The sequence below is a fragment of the Spongiibacter sp. genome, from assembly GCF_041602295.1.
GTDB lineage: Bacteria > Pseudomonadota > Gammaproteobacteria > Pseudomonadales > Spongiibacteraceae > Spongiibacter.
In genome coordinates this window covers 1-16,387 of record NZ_JBFIGO010000065.1, presented here as the reverse complement: position 1 = coordinate 16,387, position 16,387 = coordinate 1, and the positions used below count along the sequence as shown (strand labels likewise).

The window sequence follows — 16,387 nt, the reverse complement described above, 5'->3', positions numbered from 1 at the left end:
CCCTAGGGGACTCGAACCCCTGTTACTGCCGTGAAAGGGCAGTGTCCTAGGCCACTAGACGAAGGGGACGCCGCAAACCTTTCAAGCCACCTAAACCCTAAGGTCTCGACTGCTCAAAAGAGGCGGCAATTTTAGAGATTGCAGTTGACCTCGTCAAGACTGCAAACGCTGCTATCACCGCGTTCTGGCGAAAGGAAAAACGGCCGGTTTTTCCTTCCCTGCTTGGCAGCTGCAACGCTACCAAGCAAAATTAATTGGCGTCCCCTAGGGGACTCGAACCCCTGTTACTGCCGTGAAAGGGCAGTGTCCTAGGCCACTAGACGAAGGGGACGCCGCAAACCTTCCAGACTTCGAGTCACTTGTTGCCTGAAAGTGGCGCGAATTTTAGGGAGCCAACCCCCCGCCGTCAAGTCGGAATCGCGCTGAAAAGTAAAATAATTCAAATTTCCCGCGAATTTGCCCACTTTTCACTCAAGCTGCGCAGAAATTCGTCAAGTTACTGATTTATCGAGGCTTAATGACAGCGAATTTATGCAATAACGCAGTCCCGTCGGCGGCGGCCCATCGGCGAAAACATGGCCCAAATGCGCATCGCAGCGCGCGCACCTTACCTCATCGCGCACCATGCCGTGACTGGTATCGCGGTGCACCGCCACCGCCTCGCTCGCCGTCGGCTGATAAAAACTCGGCCACCCAGAACCCGAGTCATACTTGCATTCAGAGCTGAACAGCGCCGCCTCGCAGCAACGACAGCGGTAGGTGCCCGCCGCCTTCTCGTGGTAGTACTCGCCACTAAAAGCGCGCTCGGTACCCTTTTCCCTGCACACCTGATAGGCCTCCGGGCCGAGCAGTTCCCGCCACTGCTGCGCGGTTTTCACGATTTTTTCCATCATTTACCCTCCACCTGGGTGCGATTGAGCACGTATACTAGGGACAAAATACTGTCGCACCCGCGATAAAACATACTGCGGTGACGATCGCCACCCATATTTAGAAGACTGCCATGAGCAACTATTACAAATCCAGCAAACTCCAGGACGTCTGCTACGACATTCGCGGGCCCGTGCTGCGCCGCGCCAACGAACTGGAGGAAGAAGGCTACCGCATCCTCAAGCTCAACATCGGCAACCCGGCACCCTTTGGATTTAATGCCCCCGAAGAAATCATCCAGGATGTCATTCGCATGCTGCCCGAGAGCGAGGGCTACAGCGACTCAAAAGGACTGTATTCGGCGCGCAAAGCCGTAATGCAAGAGTGCCAGAAAATTGGTATCCCCGGCGTGGAAATCAATGACATTTACCTGGGCAACGGCTGCAGCGAGCTGATTACCATGGCCACCCAGGCGCTGCTCAACATCGGCGACGAGGTGCTAATTCCCTCCCCTGACTACCCGCTGTGGACCGCGGTGGTATCACTGAGTGGCGCCAAGCCGGTGCACTATCTCTGCGAAGAAGACAACGACTGGCAGCCCTCGCTGGAAGACATTCGCAGCAAAATCACCGATAAAACCCGGGCGATTGTCATTATCAATCCCAACAATCCCACCGGCGCGGTCTACAGCCGCGAGATGCTGGAGGCGCTGGTCGCCATCGCCGAAGAGTATGAACTGGTGATCTTTGCCGACGAGATTTACAGCAAAATTCTCTACGACGACGCCGTGCATATCCCGCTGGGAAGTATCAGCAGGGATGTGCTCTGCCTGACCTTTAACGGCTTGTCGAAGGCCTATCGCTTGGCCGGCTTCCGCAGCGGCTGGATGATTGTCTCCGGCGCCAAGGATCGCGCCAAAGACTATATAGAGGGCTTGGACATACTGTCGTCGATGCGGCTATGCGCCAATGTGCCGGCCCAACACGCCATTCAAACGGCCCTCGGCGGCTATCAAAGTATTAATGAATTAATCTTGCCCGGCGGCCGCCTGCTCGAACAGCGCGACCTCGCCTGGAAAATGCTCAACGACATTCCCGGCGTAAGCTGTACCAAACCGGCCGGTGCGATCTATATGTTCCCGCGCCTGGACCCCGAGGTCTACCCCGTCGCCAATGACGAACAGCTGGTGCTCGACCTGCTCAACCAGGAAAAGATTCTGCTGGTACAGGGCAGTGGCTTTAACTGGGGCGCCGCCGACCATCTGCGTATTGTCTTCCTGCCGAACAAACTGGATCTGGCCGATGCAATTGAGCGCTTCGCGCGCTTCCTGCAGGGCTACCGCAAAAAACTGCGCGCCGTCAGCTAGGCGCGCGGTATCTCAACACCTTGAGCGCGGCATCGGCATCGCGCTCGGGAAAGTCTTCACGGCCTGCCAAGCGCTCGCAAAACTGCCCTGCCGGCCAGTGCTCAGCGGCGCAGTCGCGCAAAAACGCCTCACCCAGCCACGGCGAATTCAGACACAGCAACACCTCCGCGCCGGGCGCGCAAAAACTGTCCATGCGGCGCAGCAACTTGCCGTAATCTTTGGCAGCGTCAAAACTGCCCGCCTGGCGCGACGGCGGATCGCAAATGACCACCTCGTAAGGCCCCAGCTTTTTGAGCTTGCCCCAGCTGCGAAAAATATCGTGCCCCAGAAAATGCAATTCGGTTTCTGCCCCGGGGTTCATCGCGTGGTTGACACGGCCGCTGCGCAGCGCCGCCTTACTCATATCAATATTCACCACCGCCTCGGCTCCCGCCGCACTGGCGGCCACCGAAAAGGCGCAGCTATAGGAAAACAAATTCAGCACGCGCCGACCCGGCGCCACCGTTCGCAGCCACTGGCGGGCCGGCTGCATATCCATGAAGTAGCCGATGTTCTGCCGACCGCCCAGCTGCAGGCCAAACTTCAGGCCGTCTTCACGGGCTTGCAGCACTGTCTGCGGCTCCCCCCACAACCACTGCAGCTCCGCATCGCGCCGGTAGCGGTGTTGCACCGCCGCGCCAGCAACCGCACCGCCGTATTGGCGACGCAATGCGGCGCAGAAATCGCCCCAAAATTGCGCCGGCGGCTCGCGGTACAGCACCAACCACAGCAGCGGTGAAAAGTAATCCACCGTCAACCACTCATAGCCGGCATAGCACTGACCGCGACCGTGAAACAGCCGCCGGGCATCGCCGCCCTCGACCAACTTCGCGCCCCACTGGCTAAAATCACTTAGCGTATTAAATTCAGCCAGACAGGTGACCGCTGATTCACTCATACTGCTCTCGTTTAAAGCTTGGGCCACTGGCCTTAATCCCCCGCCGCGCTGACGCGGTACATCACTTGATCGCGATAACCGCAGATCACCGGAATATAGCCCTGCCACTGCTGGTCCAGCTCGGGGTCATTGCTGTCGACCAACAGCGGCCGCCCCGCCAGCCCGGTTAATTTGCTCTTGCTGGCCAACACCTGAAAATGCTCGCGGCCAATGCGCCGAATCAGCGCCGGGGTCAATTGCTGATTGCCGCGGCCGAGTATGTGGCCCTGCCCGCCAATAGCGGTGATCAGCACCTGCACAGGGCCGCCGTGGGCGTCGAGCAAGGCAGTGATCTGCGCCGCATTGGCATCCACCTGCAACAACTCGCCGCCGCGCACCACATCCACACCCAGCAGGCTGTAAGGCAAATTCAAGGCCTGCATAAAGCCGGTCGTCGTACTGCCCGGGCCGACGATATACAGGCAGTCTTCGTCGTAGTGCTCCATTAACTCATCGGCGATATCGGCAATCACCAGCGCTTCCACCTCGCGCCCGCCCTGCTTCACCTGCTGCAAAAAACCGCCGAGGCGCGGCACCAGCAACTCACCGTAGTGGCGCGAGCGCACCCGGCCTTGCTGGAAGGCGGCTTCATCAATATCGCGCACCTCCTGCAGCCCAACTTCTACTAATTTTCCGCCAATCAACGCCGTTAAAATTTCCGCCGCGCCCTCGGGATTAATGGCATAAACCGCCGAGTGCATTTTCACCCCCGCCGGCAAACCCAGCACCGGCAGCTGCTCGCCAACGGCGCTGTAAATATCCCGGGCGGTGCCATCGCCGCCGACGAACAGCAACAGGTCAACCCCGGCCTGCGCAGCGGCTGTGGCGGCGCGCTGGCTATCCAGTGCACTGCTCGGCGCAGCCGCCTCACCGAGCGTGTGAAACCCAAAACCCGCAGCGAGCGCGGCGTCTTCGGCCATGGGCCCGGCAAAACCGTAAACCTCAACTTGCGCCGCCAATGGCCTGAGCAGGTCCAGGCAGCGCTGCGCTCGCGCTTGCGCGCGACTGGCACTACTGCCCTGCGCCACCGCCAGGCGCATGGCCTCAGGCAACGTGTCGCTGCCCTTTAAACCCTCGGGGCCGCCAAGGCCGGCATAGGGGTTGATAATCAGGCCCAGCTTAAACATCGCACTCACTCCAGCCCTGCCTGCGGCGAATACCTAGAGACAGGGCAAATGCGCTGTGGCGCAATAATAAAACTGACATCATTTACTCGCATACTTTGCCTAAATCTTAACGGGACCGCCCATGACTGCAGCCACGACTTCTCCCAGCCGCACCGCCCAACAGGACTTTGAGCAGCGCTACGGTGCCTGGCTCATCGACGATCAAGGGCGCGAAGTCCCCATCGACCCGGCGCGTGTTGCCGCCTGCCTCGATAACATTAGCGGCAGCGACGATGAATTCATCTGCTACCTGGCAAGGCGGCAAGCAGGCTAAGCGCCGCCGCACTAAGCGCCGACTCCGTGCGATAGTCACAAAACGCAAACTCGCGCCGCTCGGGATAGTGCTTGCGCAGCAAATCGAATTCACCGGCCGGCTCAGCGGCTAACAAACTCTGACGAAAACGACGATCGTCGCCCCGCGGGTCGTACACCGCCAGCGCCGCTTCGCGCAGCAGCGCCGCACCGCCTGTTTCCTTGAGTACAATGACCGGCGTTGCCAGCGCCGCCGCCTGCATATCCACACTACCGATATCTTCGCCCCGGTCGCGAAGATAGTCCCCCAAGCGCTCGGCGATCATTTTTGTGCCGGCGATTTTGCCGTCGAGGCTATAACCGGCAATATGCGGCGTGGCAATATCACACAAAGCCGCCAACTCGGTATCGACCGCGGGTTCACCCTCCCAAACATCCAAGGCCAGGCGGATATCTGGACGCCGCTGCTTTAGCGCCAACAGTGCCTCGGTCGCCACCACGCCGCCGCGCCCGGCGCTAATCAGCAGCGCATCCTGCGGCATCTGCGCAAGCCGCTCCGCGCTCAGCATATGGTAGCTGGGGTGACTGCCACGGCGAGTGAGCGGTGCGTGCACGCTGACCACATCGCACTGCAATACCGCCTCCAGCGAAGCCAAACACTTGTCGGCTGTTTGATCCAACAATGGGTCGTAGGCAATACAGTCAACACCCAGGGCGGCTGCGCGCGACGCCAATGCCCGGCCAACGTTGCCGTAGGCCACGATACCCAGGCGACCGCCGGCCAGCAGCCGCTCTAGGCGGTCCCCGCAAACCGCAATCACACTGAGTACATAATCAACAACCGAATTGGCATTACAGCCCGGGGCGGTATGCGCCTCAATGCCGGCACTTTGCAGGTATTCCAAGTCGAGGTGGTCACTGCCGATCGTGCACGAGCCGACAAAGCCAATGCGACTACCGGCGAGCAGCGACGCATCCACCCGCGTCACAGAACGCACCACCAGGGCTTCGGCCTCGGCGAGTTGCTCGGCTTGCAAACTGCGACCGGCAAAGCGCTCTACCTCCCCATAGCGAGACAAATAGACCTCAGCCAGCGGTACATTTTCATCGACCAGTATTTTCATTGTCCCTGCCATTATTGCCAATTCAATGCCTGCGGAAAGCGCGCCAGCAGCCGGTCGATATAAGTCGCCGGCAACCCGCCAGTCGCGCGCACTAGCTCATCGCGATTGACCACCTCGCGCACACCGCTCCGGCAGCGCGGCGGCAGCGGCGCATCCACCCGCAAGCGGCTCAGCTGCCGGTATAAAAACAGCGCCTCGCGCTGCGCTGTAAAGCGCTCGCCCAGTCGCGAGGCGCCGCGCACCGGCAGCGATTCAAGCTCGGCAATATTTTCAAAAATGTCTTCCAGCGAGTGGTATCGGTCAAAAATGCGCTTCGCCGTTTTTTCGCCAACCCCGCTCAGGCCCGGAATATCGTCGGCGCGGTCGCCGGCCACCGCCAAATAGTCGGCAAGGCGCTCGGTAGCCAAACCATTAAGCGCCTGCCACTGCGCCTTGCTCAACGCCGAGCCGCTGAGGTCCTGCAGCTGATCATCGCTGTGAACCAATATCTGCGCCAAATCCTTATCGCGGCTCAATACCGTAACCGGCCGCCCCTGCGCCTGTGCAACCGCCGCGGCACTGGCCAGCAGATCGTCAGCTTCAAACTCCGCGTCACTGCAACAGGCCAAGCCCAGCGCCTCAGTCAGCGCGCGGCAACATTGCAGCTGATAGGCGAGCTCGGCATCGGGCAGGCCGCGCCGCGATTTATAGGGCGGATATAGGGCTTCACGAAAGCCCCGCCCGAGACTCTCGTCAAAGGCAATCACCAAACGCTGCGGCTGCTGACGATGCAAAAATGCCAGCAGGGTTTCAAGATAGCCCGCCACCGCATCCAGCGCGTGGCCGGCCTGGCTGAGGAACTGTGGCCGCCGCGAGTAATAGGCGCGGAAAATATAAATTGAGGCATCCAGGCAATACAGCCGCTGGCGCATCAAGGGTACAGCACCGCAAGCGACAGCGCCGCGGCCGATGGCTGGCCACTGCCAAATGCCGTCGCCAGGCTCTGCTGGAAACGCGCTGCCCTAGCCGGTAAGCCATCGCGCAGATAACTGCGCGCCTGCTGCCATACCGCCAGTGCAAAACCGAAGTTGTCCTGCGGCGCGCCGTCGAGATTATCGATACTCAAACTAAAGGGGATATCCGCCGCCAGACAAAAAAACCACTCCAGCGCCTGGGGACGCCGCTCCACCGATTCAAACAGCCGCTGCTGCTGAGCGTCGCGACCATCGGGTTCGTACCAGTAACCGTAATCCGGCTGCTGACGCCGCGCCTCACCGGCGATGCACCAATGCGCCACTTCGTGCAGCGCGCTGCGAGCAAAGTCTTCGCGATAGTAAATAACACTCAGCGAGTGACCAGCGCGCCCGGGCTGATAAAACGGCTCGTCGGCACCGCCCTGCAACACGCAGCGATGGCTGTCGGCAAAGCACTGATCAAACAGGCCGGCGATACGCAGGTCTAGCGCCAGGTTCTCCAGTGCGGCAATACTAGTCATTGTATTGCAGTCCCCGCTGCGCACAGCCCTCTGTAACCGCATGACAAGGCTGACTGCGCAACCACTCCAGATAAGACGGGCTCAAAAACTCAGCCCCCGCCAGCAAATGTTGCAGGTAGCGGCTTTGCGGCAACAGGCCGCGGCGAATATATGCCGGATTGGCCAGATAAACCCAGGCGCGCTGACTGCCAGCGGCCGTGTGCACAGTGAGCGTTTCGCGGCTATAGCGCACCGGCGTGCCCTCGTAGTGGTCCATCTGCGCGATCGCCGCAACATCCCCCAGCCGATAGAGCACGCCCTCTACGCAACCACCGTGAGTGGGCAACACATTGGCGTAGGCCACCCCCGGATTATTGTGCGCAGCCTTGTTAAAACACAGGGTATAGCCCTCCAGGCGCGCCGTCTCGGCGCTGCTAAATAGCAGCCCGCGAGCGCGCATTCGCGCGGGATTCATATTCGAGCCATAGGCAAAATAATACGGGCTGCTCACGAGGACCTTTCGAGAAAAACTTGGCAAATGGACAAACTGGGGGTAATTTTATCAGAAAGGGGCGGCGTTGCGCTCGGTTGCGATACGCCACAGAGTGTCATGGCCCGCTCCGCTACGTGAGGAACCGTTATGGCTGCACGTAACCCAGGCAAGACCCCCACTGCGCAGATTCTGCCCTTTCCCTCACCGCGTTCGCCAGAGGCCGGACGCCGCATTGTCGCCCTGTCACCAGAATTTCAGGGCTACTGCCTGCTCTACGCTCACCACGCCCTGTCTACCGACAAGCTCTATGCCATTCGCATTCTGTGCTGGGCCAGACAAGCCGATGGCCGCGATGTGGCAATGGTGCCCTGGCTCAATGGCGTCGCGCGCTGCACTGAGCTCAACGACGCCCAATCCGGACTCGCCCAGGGCTATTTCGACCCGCTCAATGAGCGGCCATTTAACGCCATCCCGGCTCATCAACGCATTACCTTAGACAGCCTTGCGGAGCAGCCGCCACAACCCGGCAGTGGTGTCATTCAAGAAATTCCAGATCTGATCGGCAGCCATGCGGCCCTGATGGCTGATAACAGCGAGCTGCGCCTGGAACCGGTTGTCAGCTGGCAGCTGCTTGCCGATGGCAGCCTGCAAGCGATGCTGGCCGACAGCGCCAAGATCACCCAGCAACCGGTACTACCGGGCGACCCCTGTCTGTATGCCGCCTCTGAGGCGTGTGGGCTGCGCTACTACTTCCAGTACCACATCGCCAATCAGATCAAGAGCGGCGGCGCCTTGAGCGCCCGCGCGCTGAGCACCCTGATCAAGCACTAAGCCTTGCGCACCCAGTAGCGGTAGTGGTCGCCGTCGTGCTGCTCTTCGAGCAGCTCATGGCCAAGAAAATTGCAAAACTTGGGAATGTCACGGGTGGTCGCCGGGTCGGTGGCCAGTATTTCCAGCACCTCTCCTGCGGCCATATCGCGAATTTTATTGTGCAGCATCATTACCGGTTCCGGGCAGCTCAGCCCACTGGTATCGAGACTGTGATCAGCCTTGCTCGTCATATTCTACTTCTACTCGTCATCTATACATCCACTTCCAAGCGCTGTCATCGACGCCGGTGCTCTGCCCCAGCCCGATTAGCCACTGACCCTGCCGCCTAAGGCCGACGGGGCAGTACCGACCAGCTTTCCGTCTCACTGCAAAACGCAATAAAGGCCTTGCCGCTAGTCAGTGACGCGCGCAGCTGGGCGATTTTTTCTTCCTGACTCAACTCCTGTTCGCCATAATCGGTGCCATCGCGGCTCACCAGTTCTTCCAACATACCGGCAAAGGCCTCCTCACTGAGCTTTTGCCAGGGAATTTCTACATAGTCACTCATCACACTCTCTTGTCTGTCGCCTGGGTCAACGCCGTCACGCTGTCGATTTTATCCTGCAAGCTCTGCTCGCGATCCACCCGGCTGCCGATTTTTAATTGACTGTGTATACGCGGCGCCCCCATTTCATGAATGCGCGCATGACAGTGCTTTACCGCCGCCATCACCACCTCCCACTCGCCCTCGATATTGGTACCAAAGGCGTGCAGCTGATGACTCAAACCGCTGTCAGTCAAAATCCGCTGGCATTCAGCGATATAGGGCGCCAGCGACTCACCCGCATTGAGCGGTATTACACAAAATTCCACCTGTATCTGCATTTTGTCGCCTCACTAGCCGAGCGGTCGTCCCTGCCGGGTGATAAGTTAGCTAAGATATCGTATCGTTAGCGCTATTGCGTGTCTCTAGTCATACAGGGTTTTACCGTGAATACATCAGTGGTCTTTACCTTTATCAGCCAGGATCGCCCGGGTCTTGTCGAAATGCTCTCCAGCGCGATTGCCGACGCCGGTGGCAGCTGGCAGGAAAGCCGGATGACCCAGCTCGCTGGCCAGTTTGCCGGCATAGGCCGAGTAAGCTTGGCCGCCGACAAGCGCGAGGCGCTGAACCTTGCCCTACACGCCCTGGAGCGCGATGGCATTAAAGTCATTATCAACGACTACGATGCCACTGACGAATTGAGCAGTGAACAGGGCATTTGCCAGCTGCACATCGTCGGCAACGACCGCCCCGGTATTGTGCGCGAAGTCAGCCGCGCACTGAAGGAACGCCAGATCAACGTCACCGAGCTCAGCTCCAATATCACCAGCGCGCCAATGAGTGGCGACGCCCTGTTCAATGCCCGGGTAACCGCCGCCGTGCCTCCCGGCTGCGACCGCGACGAACTGGAAGATGCGCTGGAAGAGATAGCGGAACAGCTAAGCGTGGATATCGATATCGACTAAAACTGTCAGAGTGAGACGCTGCCTAGCGCAGCGTTTTTATCAGGTAAACCGTTGCTGCCGCCGCACTGGCGATCACCAGCACGCCGAGTACACACATCAGCAAATAACCGAGTATTTCCCGCCAGGGAACATCAAAACTCCACACCGCTGAACACACCAGCATCAGCGTCGCCAATACTGCCAGCACCGGCGTCCGGTAGCGTTTAAAAGCTGCAAACCACTCAAGCACGTTCTGCTGTACTCCTGCCGTCAGGCAAAACTGTCTTCTTTAAGCCACTCGCAACGCAGGCGACCGGGGTCATCACCGGGCGCATGATAATCGCCATCGGCCTGCCACACAAAGGTATGACTGCCACTATAGGCGGTTTGCAAATGCACCGTTGCCGACACCCAGTACATTTTGCCCAGCATTTTTTCGAACAGCCGCAGCCAGGCGTCCCACTCGTGCTCTATCGCCTTGTAGGAGCTGCCAAAGTGAATCACATCAGTCTGGCAGTCGCCAAACTCCACAGCCCGGCGCGGCACCGCGAACATTTCCCGGCACAGCAGCGGCCAATCTTCCGCCGACGGCAAGGTATCGGTAATTTGCTGATTGACCTCCCGCCGCTCCAGCAAATCAATACCATCACGCACAAACAACATGTCGGTAATACAACCGTAAACGACAGATTCCTGAGCCATAAGGTCCTTCCGGTTTTTTCTTTCAGTCTACCCCAGCGGCGCCGCCGACACGACTGCGGGCGTCGGCAGGCGTGTCCGGCGTCTCAAAATAGCGCCAGGCCAACCAGGCCGCCAACAGCGCTGCCACCGCCGCGATCCAGAAACAGTGGCGTGGACTCAGATCCCAGGCATAGCCGCTAAACAGCGCACCCAGCGCGCCGCCAGCGCCAAAACTCAAGCCGCTGTACAACGCCATACCCTGGCCATGGTGGCCACTGAAAAACCGCCTAATGGTTTCCACCGCCGCCGCATGAGCGCTGCCAAAGCTGGCCGCATGCAAGCACTGGGCAAACAGCAATATCGTCAACGAACTGACGAACTCAGCAATCAACCACCAGCGCAGGGCGGTCAACAGCAAACTGACCAGCAAAATATGGCGCAGGCTAAACCGACCTAGCACATGGTGCATGCCGATAAACAACAGCACCTCGGCAAACACCCCCAGCGACCACAGCATGCCCGTCGCCGACTTACTGTAACCCTGAGACTCGAGGAAAATACTGAAAAAAGTGTAATACGGGCCGTGGGAAAACTGCAGCAGAAAACTGGTGCCAAAAAACGCCAGCACCGCCGGCTGGCGCAAAATACGCAGCAGCGAACCCGGGCTGCGGTCGCCGCGACTCAGCCCCGAGGCATTCTCGGCCACTAACAGACTGCCCAGCCAGATCGCCGACAACAGGGCAGTAATAATGTACAGCAGATGCACAATGGGGTGGTGATCAAGCCAGGCTCCCACCGCCAATACCGCAGCGATAAAGCCCACCGAGCCCCACAGCCGAATCAGTGAATAGCGGGCGTGCTGGCCGTCGAGGTGACTGAGTGTCAACACATCGAACTGGGACAGCACCGCATTCCAAAAAAAGCTGTAACCCACCACCACGGCAGCCAGCCAATAAAAGTCCTGGCGAACAAATACCCCGCAAAACGCCACCACCGCCAACAGCGCACCGAGACGAATAATCCGCGTGCGGCAGTCATAGCGGTCGGCGAGGTAACCCCACAGATTGGGCGCCAGTACCTTGGTAACCATGACCAGCGCGGAGAGAATACCGATCTCCCCCGAGGAATAGCCCAGCGACTTGAGATACAGCGACCAGTACGGCAGCCAGGTGCCCAGCAGGCCAAAATAGAAAAAGTAAAAGGCCGACAGCCGCCAGTACGGCAATTGCGCCGCCATGCTGAACTAGCGCGCCGCCGGAATCACCGGGGTGTCACAGTGTACATCGGCATTCTGACCGCGATTGCGCAACAGATGGTCCATCAGCACAATGGCCAGCATCGCCTCGGCAATCGGCACCGCGCGAATGCCCACACAGGGGTCGTGGCGGCCGGTGGTAATCACATCCACCGCCTCGCCCTGCTGATTAATGGTCTGGCCGGGAATCAAGATACTCGACGTCGGCTTCAGCGCCATGTGGGCAACAATATCCTGCCCGCTGGAGATCCCGCCCAGCACGCCGCCGGCATTATTAGAGGTAAAGCCCTCGGGGGTTAACTCGTCGCGGTGCTCACTGCCGCGGGCATCCACGCAGTCAAAGCCGGCACCGATCTCTACCCCTTTCACCGCGTTAATACCCATCAGCGCATGGGCGATATCCGCATCCAGGCGATCAAACACCGGCTCGCCCAAGCCCACGGGCACACCGCTGGCGACAACAGAGATCTTGGCCCCCACCGAGTCACCCGACTTGCGAAGCGCCTGCATGTAGGTTTCCATTTCCGGCACTTTGTCCGCGTCGGGGCAGAAGAAGGGATTTTGCTCAACAATATCCCAGTCGAGCTTTTCAGCCTTGATCGGCCCCAGCTGCGACAAATAACCGCGCACCTGTACACCGTGGCGCTCGGCCAGGTATTTTTTTGCCACCGCACCGGCCGCCACCCGCATGGCGGTTTCGCGCGCCGACGAGCGACCGCCACCGCGATAGTCGCGCTGGCCGTACTTCTGCTCGTAGCTGTAGTCGGCGTGCATCGGGCGAAAGCGGTCTTTGATCTTGCTGTAGTCTTTGGAGCGCTGGTCGCGGTTCTCTATCAACAAGCCAATGGAGGTGCCGGTGGTCTCCCCCTCGAACACACCCGACAGGATTTTCACCTCGTCGTCTTCACGGCGCTGGGTGGTATAGCGGGAAGTCCCCGGCTTGCGGCGATCCAAATCGCGCTGCAGGTCGCTTTCAGTAAGTGCCAGCCCGGGCGGGCAGCCATCAATAATCGCCCCAAGGGCGAGGCCGTGGCTTTCGCCAAAGGTGGTGACGGTGAACAACTTACCGATGGTGTTACCTGACATGAAACAATCCTGCTGTGGGGCTAGTCGGCCGGCGCCAGGGCCAACCCGTGAATAGTGAAAGAATTATACGTGAAAGCTACCGCTTAGTCAGAGGCAAGCCGCAGCGCTGTCAGAGGCTGGCAGCGGCCTCAATCAGCTGATCGCGCGTGAGCGCGAACACCCCGTGGCCGCCGCGCTCAAACTCCAGCCAGGTAAAGCCCAGTTGCGGATAGGCCTCTTCCAGGGCGACCCAGCTATTGCCCACCTCAACAACTAGCAAACCACCCTCTTCAAGGTGCTGTGCGGCCTCGCGAAGAATGCGACGGGTCAAATCCAGGCCGTCATCACCCGACGCCAGGCCGAGCGCCGGCTCTCGGTGATATTCAGCGGGCATCTCTGCCAAATCTCTGGCGTCGACATAGGGCGGGTTACTCACTATCAGATCGTAGCGTTTGCCCTCTAGACTATCGAATACGTCTGATTGGCGCGGGTTTACGCGATGCTGCAAGTCGTGGCGGGCGATATTAATCCCCGCGACATCCAAGGCGTCCTCTGAGATATCGGCAACATCCACCTCGGCATTTTCAAAAGCGTAGGCGCAGGCAATACCAATACACGCGCTGCCAGTGCACAGATCCAGAATCCGCCGCGGCTCGCAGGCAAGCCAGGGCGCAAAACCGTTCTCGATCAACTCCGCTATCGGCGAGCGCGGCACCAGCACGCGCTCATCAACATAAAAAGACAGGCCCGCAAACCAGGCCTCGTGAGTGAGGTAGGCCGCAGGCAAACGCTCGTCAATCCGTCGCTGCAGCAACTCGGCAATGCGCCGGCGCTCGCTGGGCACCAGGCGTGACTGCAGCAACTCATCCGGACTGTCAAAGGGCATATTCAGTGCGTGCAACACCAGCAAACGCGCTTCGTCCAAGGCGTTATCGGTGCCGTGACCAAAAAACAGCCCGGCGCGACTGAATTCGCTTAAACCCCAGCGAATATAGTCACGAATGCTGACCAAATGTTGGCTAATATCCTCGCGCTCGCCCATGTTTAGGCCCCCGTACAAAGCGATAAACAGCGCGAAGTGTACACTGGGTCCCCGGCCCTGCCCAGCGGCGCTTGGGAAAGCCCGGGGCCTCTGATACCATTGCCCCTCGTTTATCTGGACATAAGAGAACCCGGTGGAAAAAGCATTCGAAGAGATCATCAAACAGATTGGTGAAGACCTTGAGCGTGACGGCCTGCTCGACACCCCCAAGCGCGCCGCAAAAGCCTTTAAATTCCTGACCGAAGGCTACCGACGCAGCGTCGATGAAGTCGTCAACGACGCGCTGTTTGAATCCGACGCCAACGAAATGGTGGTGGTCTCTGATATCGAGCTCTACTCGTTGTGCGAGCACCACCTGCTGCCCTTTATCGGCAAATGCCATGTGGCCTACATCCCCAATGGCAAAGTACTGGGACTGTCTAAAGTCGCACGCATCGTCGACCTCTACGCCCGCCGCCTGCAAATTCAGGAAGGCCTGACCACACAGATCGCCGATACTGTGCAACAAGTTACCGGCGCCGAAGGCGTGGCGGTTATCATTGAAGCCCGCCATATGTGCATGATGATGCGCGGCGTACAAAAGCAAAATTCCGTTATGCGCACCAGCGCCATGCTGGGGGTGTTTAAAGACAACGCCGCGACTCGCGCGGAGTTTATGTCGCTGATTAAGTAAGGCTCCCACTGCGTAACAAGCAACATATAACAAGGGCCGCGATGGCCCTTTTTTATTGCCACCCAATTTATCTAATAACATATGACTTGCCGCAACAGGGACTAATAGCCGCTCTCTCGTGCTCACAGCGCGGCGGGCACCTTACCCCAGCTATTTCAGGGATAAACCGTTAGTCTATCCCCTATTCCTGAGGCAACCGCAGAACGAGTGATTGACGTGACAACTACAAGACCCTTGTTCGACGTTTACCCACAACTGTCTGATGCCCTACCCTGGCTCCAGCTAGCGGAGCTACCGACACCGGTTGAGCATTTGAGCGCAATTGGCGCGAATGCCTGGATTAAACGCGATGATCTTTCCCATGCTGTATACGGCGGCAATAAGCTCCGCAAACTGGAATTTATCCTGGCCGATGCACTGGCTCGCGGCAAAGACCATGTGATCACCTTCGGCGCCACCGGCACCAATCACGGCGTTGCCACGGCCATGCTGTGTCAGCAACTGGGCATACACTGTTCGGTTCTGTTATTTGACCAGCCACCCTCCAACACCGTGCGCGACAACCTAGCGCGAATGCGAAACTTCGGTGCGGACTTAAAGTTTTGCGGTTCACTCGCCAACACGGTGCGGCATTACTACTTCCACCCCAAGCGCCTGTCACGCAAGCACTACTTTCTTTTCGCCGGCGGCTCCAACGTCGCCGGGACTATGGGCTTTATCAACGCGGCCGTTGAATTAAAGCAGCAAATCGACGCAGGCCAGTGCCCGCCGCCAAGCCAGATTTTCGTCCCCGTTGGCTCCTCTGCTACGCTTGCTGGTTTAACGATAGGTGCAACCCTGGCGGGGCTAGAAACCGACATCGTCGGTATCCGCGTTGCCCCCTCCCACCTGGGTGTGATCCCCAGCTGTACGCCAGCCACTGTCAATCAACTGATGAAGCAGACCTGCAATAAGCTGTCACAGTTTGGCCTATCTCTGCCAGCAATACCGGCGCCCAAACTGATCGACAACTACTACGGCGACGGCTACGGGGTGCGCAGCGAGGCCGGGGACAGGGCCAGCGCAACATTCGCCCAATGCGGTATCACGCTGGATCAAACCTATACGGCTAAAGCGGCGGCCGCGTTTTTGGACGCCACCAAGAAAAGTACCGACATCCAGCTGTACTGGCACACCTTTAATTCGCGACCGGTTGATGGGGGTATTGCGGAGGAATTGGAATGAAAGGGCTCTACCCCCATTGATTCCAACCTGACCTTATATTGATCAATGGCCCTGACACCAATAGTCGGATAGCGTCATTGCACAGCGGCCGAATCCTGAAAGGCTCATATCCGATAGGGGTTACATACATACGCTTGAATTGGTCAGATGCCTGCCGGGCACTAACGTAGTGCTCAATCACCAGGCAGCGAGCGCCACAAACTAGCGGAGCTGTTGCTAATTAGTCCCCGCAAAGCCCAGACAATGCCCCACAACCGCCTCGGCCACTTCCTCGACGCAGCTATCCATATGGCAGTGGTGATCGCCGTCTAGCTCTAACTCGCTAAACACTTTCGGCCTAGCCTCGGTCAGGGCCAGTATCTGCTGGCCAAAGCCCTGTTTGGCGGTGATAAACAGCAGCGGCGCGTCAATGCCTTTAAGCACGGCCTGCCACTGCCCGGCGGTGAGTT

Annotated in this window: 22 protein-coding genes and 1 tRNA gene; 6 read left to right on the top strand and 17 right to left on the bottom strand. The window is 58.9% G+C overall.

The genetic code is table 11. From position 1 onward, the window contains the following. Positions 1–255 precede the first annotated feature (255 nt). Positions 256–331: transfer RNA gene (locus tag ABYM29_RS11045), tRNA-Glu, on the bottom strand. A 160-nt stretch (positions 332–491) separates the two neighbouring features. Beyond that, the gene (msrB, locus tag ABYM29_RS11040; RefSeq protein ID WP_372864817.1) at positions 492–890 is read right to left on the bottom strand and encodes a peptide-methionine (R)-S-oxide reductase MsrB; all 399 of its coding nucleotides are present in this window, start codon (positions 888–890) and stop codon (positions 492–494) included. A 113-nt stretch (positions 891–1,003) separates the two neighbouring features. On the opposite strand from msrB, the gene ABYM29_RS11035 reads away from it, so the two are divergent. Beyond that, positions 1,004–2,236, top strand: a complete 1,233-nt coding sequence (locus ABYM29_RS11035; RefSeq protein WP_372864814.1) for a pyridoxal phosphate-dependent aminotransferase — start codon at positions 1,004–1,006, stop codon at positions 2,234–2,236. On the opposite strand, the gene ABYM29_RS11030 is transcribed toward ABYM29_RS11035, so the two are convergent. Both ABYM29_RS11030 and ABYM29_RS11025 read right to left on the bottom strand, forming a co-directional pair. Beyond that, on the bottom strand, positions 2,229–3,173 hold the full coding sequence (locus ABYM29_RS11030) for a class I SAM-dependent methyltransferase (protein WP_372864813.1): 945 nt from the start codon (positions 3,171–3,173) through the stop codon (positions 2,229–2,231). The genes ABYM29_RS11035 and ABYM29_RS11030 overlap by 8 nt on opposite strands. Before the next feature lie 32 nt (positions 3,174–3,205). Beyond that, entirely contained in the window at positions 3,206–4,339 is a 1,134-nt protein-coding gene (locus ABYM29_RS11025; protein WP_372864816.1) for an ATP-NAD kinase family protein, read from the bottom strand. Positions 4,340–4,460: 121 nt separating this feature from the next. Between ABYM29_RS11025 and ABYM29_RS11020 the strand changes: the two genes are divergently transcribed. Beyond that, positions 4,461–4,652 (top strand): hypothetical protein, encoded by a 192-nt coding sequence (locus ABYM29_RS11020; protein WP_372864812.1) that lies wholly within the window; start codon positions 4,461–4,463, stop codon positions 4,650–4,652. Here the strand turns inward: ABYM29_RS11020 and ABYM29_RS11015 are convergent. The 4 genes from ABYM29_RS11015 to ABYM29_RS11000 are packed head-to-tail and all read right to left on the bottom strand — an operon-like array spanning position 4,618 to position 7,718. Further along, complete coding sequence (locus ABYM29_RS11015; protein ID WP_372864811.1) at positions 4,618–5,754, bottom strand: 4-phosphoerythronate dehydrogenase; 1,137 nt, start codon at positions 5,752–5,754, stop codon at positions 4,618–4,620. The genes ABYM29_RS11020 and ABYM29_RS11015 overlap by 35 nt on opposite strands. An 11-nt stretch (positions 5,755–5,765) precedes the next feature. Next, on the bottom strand, positions 5,766–6,665 hold the full coding sequence (locus ABYM29_RS11010; RefSeq protein WP_372864815.1) for a 5'-3' exonuclease H3TH domain-containing protein: 900 nt from the start codon (positions 6,663–6,665) through the stop codon (positions 5,766–5,768). Beyond that, positions 6,665–7,228 (bottom strand): elongation factor P hydroxylase, encoded by a 564-nt coding sequence (locus tag ABYM29_RS11005; RefSeq protein WP_372864810.1) that lies wholly within the window; start codon positions 7,226–7,228, stop codon positions 6,665–6,667. The genes ABYM29_RS11010 and ABYM29_RS11005 overlap by 1 nt, the downstream gene beginning before the upstream one ends. Then, positions 7,221–7,718, bottom strand: a complete 498-nt coding sequence (locus ABYM29_RS11000; RefSeq protein WP_372864809.1) for a gamma-glutamylcyclotransferase family protein — start codon at positions 7,716–7,718, stop codon at positions 7,221–7,223. Before ABYM29_RS11000 ends, ABYM29_RS11005 begins: the two co-directional genes overlap by 8 nt. A gap of 129 nt (positions 7,719–7,847) precedes the next feature. On the opposite strand from ABYM29_RS11000, the gene ABYM29_RS10995 reads away from it, so the two are divergent. Continuing rightward, positions 7,848–8,531 carry a hypothetical protein gene (locus ABYM29_RS10995; protein ID WP_372864808.1) on the top strand — a complete coding sequence of 228 codons (684 nt, stop codon included), beginning with the start codon at positions 7,848–7,850 and terminating at the stop codon, positions 8,529–8,531. Here ABYM29_RS10995 and tusA read toward each other — a convergent pair. The 3 genes from tusA to ABYM29_RS10980 form a co-directional block, all read right to left on the bottom strand. Beyond that, positions 8,528–8,761, bottom strand: a complete 234-nt coding sequence (gene tusA, locus ABYM29_RS10990; RefSeq protein WP_372864807.1) for a sulfurtransferase TusA — start codon at positions 8,759–8,761, stop codon at positions 8,528–8,530. The genes ABYM29_RS10995 and tusA overlap by 4 nt on opposite strands. Before the next feature lie 95 nt (positions 8,762–8,856). Then, positions 8,857–9,078 carry a YheU family protein gene (locus tag ABYM29_RS10985; protein ID WP_372864806.1) on the bottom strand — a complete coding sequence of 74 codons (222 nt, stop codon included), beginning with the start codon at positions 9,076–9,078 and terminating at the stop codon, positions 8,857–8,859. Continuing rightward, the gene (locus tag ABYM29_RS10980; RefSeq protein ID WP_372864805.1) at positions 9,078–9,395 is read right to left on the bottom strand and encodes an MTH1187 family thiamine-binding protein; all 318 of its coding nucleotides are present in this window, start codon (positions 9,393–9,395) and stop codon (positions 9,078–9,080) included. Before ABYM29_RS10980 ends, ABYM29_RS10985 begins: the two co-directional genes overlap by 1 nt. A gap of 105 nt (positions 9,396–9,500) precedes the next feature. On the opposite strand from ABYM29_RS10980, the gene ABYM29_RS10975 reads away from it, so the two are divergent. Next, on the top strand, positions 9,501–10,019 hold the full coding sequence (locus ABYM29_RS10975) for a glycine cleavage system protein R (RefSeq protein WP_372864804.1): 519 nt from the start codon (positions 9,501–9,503) through the stop codon (positions 10,017–10,019). A gap of 22 nt (positions 10,020–10,041) precedes the next feature. Here the strand turns inward: ABYM29_RS10975 and ABYM29_RS10970 are convergent, their stop codons facing one another. The 5 genes from ABYM29_RS10970 to prmB all read right to left on the bottom strand — a co-directional run bounded on the left by ABYM29_RS10970 (position 10,042) and on the right by prmB (position 14,041). Further along, the gene (locus ABYM29_RS10970) at positions 10,042–10,248 is read right to left on the bottom strand and encodes a hypothetical protein (protein WP_372864803.1); all 207 of its coding nucleotides are present in this window, start codon (positions 10,246–10,248) and stop codon (positions 10,042–10,044) included. A gap of 20 nt (positions 10,249–10,268) precedes the next feature. Further along, positions 10,269–10,700 (bottom strand): hypothetical protein, encoded by a 432-nt coding sequence (locus tag ABYM29_RS10965; RefSeq protein WP_372864802.1) that lies wholly within the window; start codon positions 10,698–10,700, stop codon positions 10,269–10,271. A gap of 22 nt (positions 10,701–10,722) precedes the next feature. Beyond that, complete coding sequence (locus ABYM29_RS10960; RefSeq protein WP_372864801.1) at positions 10,723–11,916, bottom strand: MFS transporter; 1,194 nt, start codon at positions 11,914–11,916, stop codon at positions 10,723–10,725. Between the two features lie 6 nt (positions 11,917–11,922). Beyond that, positions 11,923–13,020: a chorismate synthase gene (aroC, locus tag ABYM29_RS10955; protein WP_372864800.1), complete on the bottom strand. Its 1,098-nt coding sequence runs from the start codon at positions 13,018–13,020 to the stop codon at positions 11,923–11,925. 109 nt (positions 13,021–13,129) lie between these two features. Further along, entirely contained in the window at positions 13,130–14,041 is a 912-nt protein-coding gene (gene prmB, locus ABYM29_RS10950) for a 50S ribosomal protein L3 N(5)-glutamine methyltransferase (protein WP_372864799.1), read from the bottom strand. A gap of 133 nt (positions 14,042–14,174) precedes the next feature. On the opposite strand from prmB, the gene folE reads away from it, so the two are divergent. Further along, positions 14,175–14,714, top strand: a complete 540-nt coding sequence (gene folE, locus ABYM29_RS10945; RefSeq protein ID WP_372864798.1) for a GTP cyclohydrolase I FolE — start codon at positions 14,175–14,177, stop codon at positions 14,712–14,714. A gap of 216 nt (positions 14,715–14,930) precedes the next feature. Continuing rightward, positions 14,931–15,938, top strand: coding sequence for a 1-aminocyclopropane-1-carboxylate deaminase/D-cysteine desulfhydrase (locus tag ABYM29_RS10940; RefSeq protein ID WP_372864797.1), 1,008 nt, complete (start codon positions 14,931–14,933; stop codon positions 15,936–15,938). A 216-nt stretch (positions 15,939–16,154) separates the two neighbouring features. On the opposite strand, the gene ABYM29_RS10935 is transcribed toward ABYM29_RS10940, so the two are convergent. Continuing rightward, on the bottom strand, positions 16,155–16,387 hold a 233-nt coding region (locus tag ABYM29_RS10935), incomplete at its 5' end, for a hypothetical protein (RefSeq protein ID WP_372864796.1).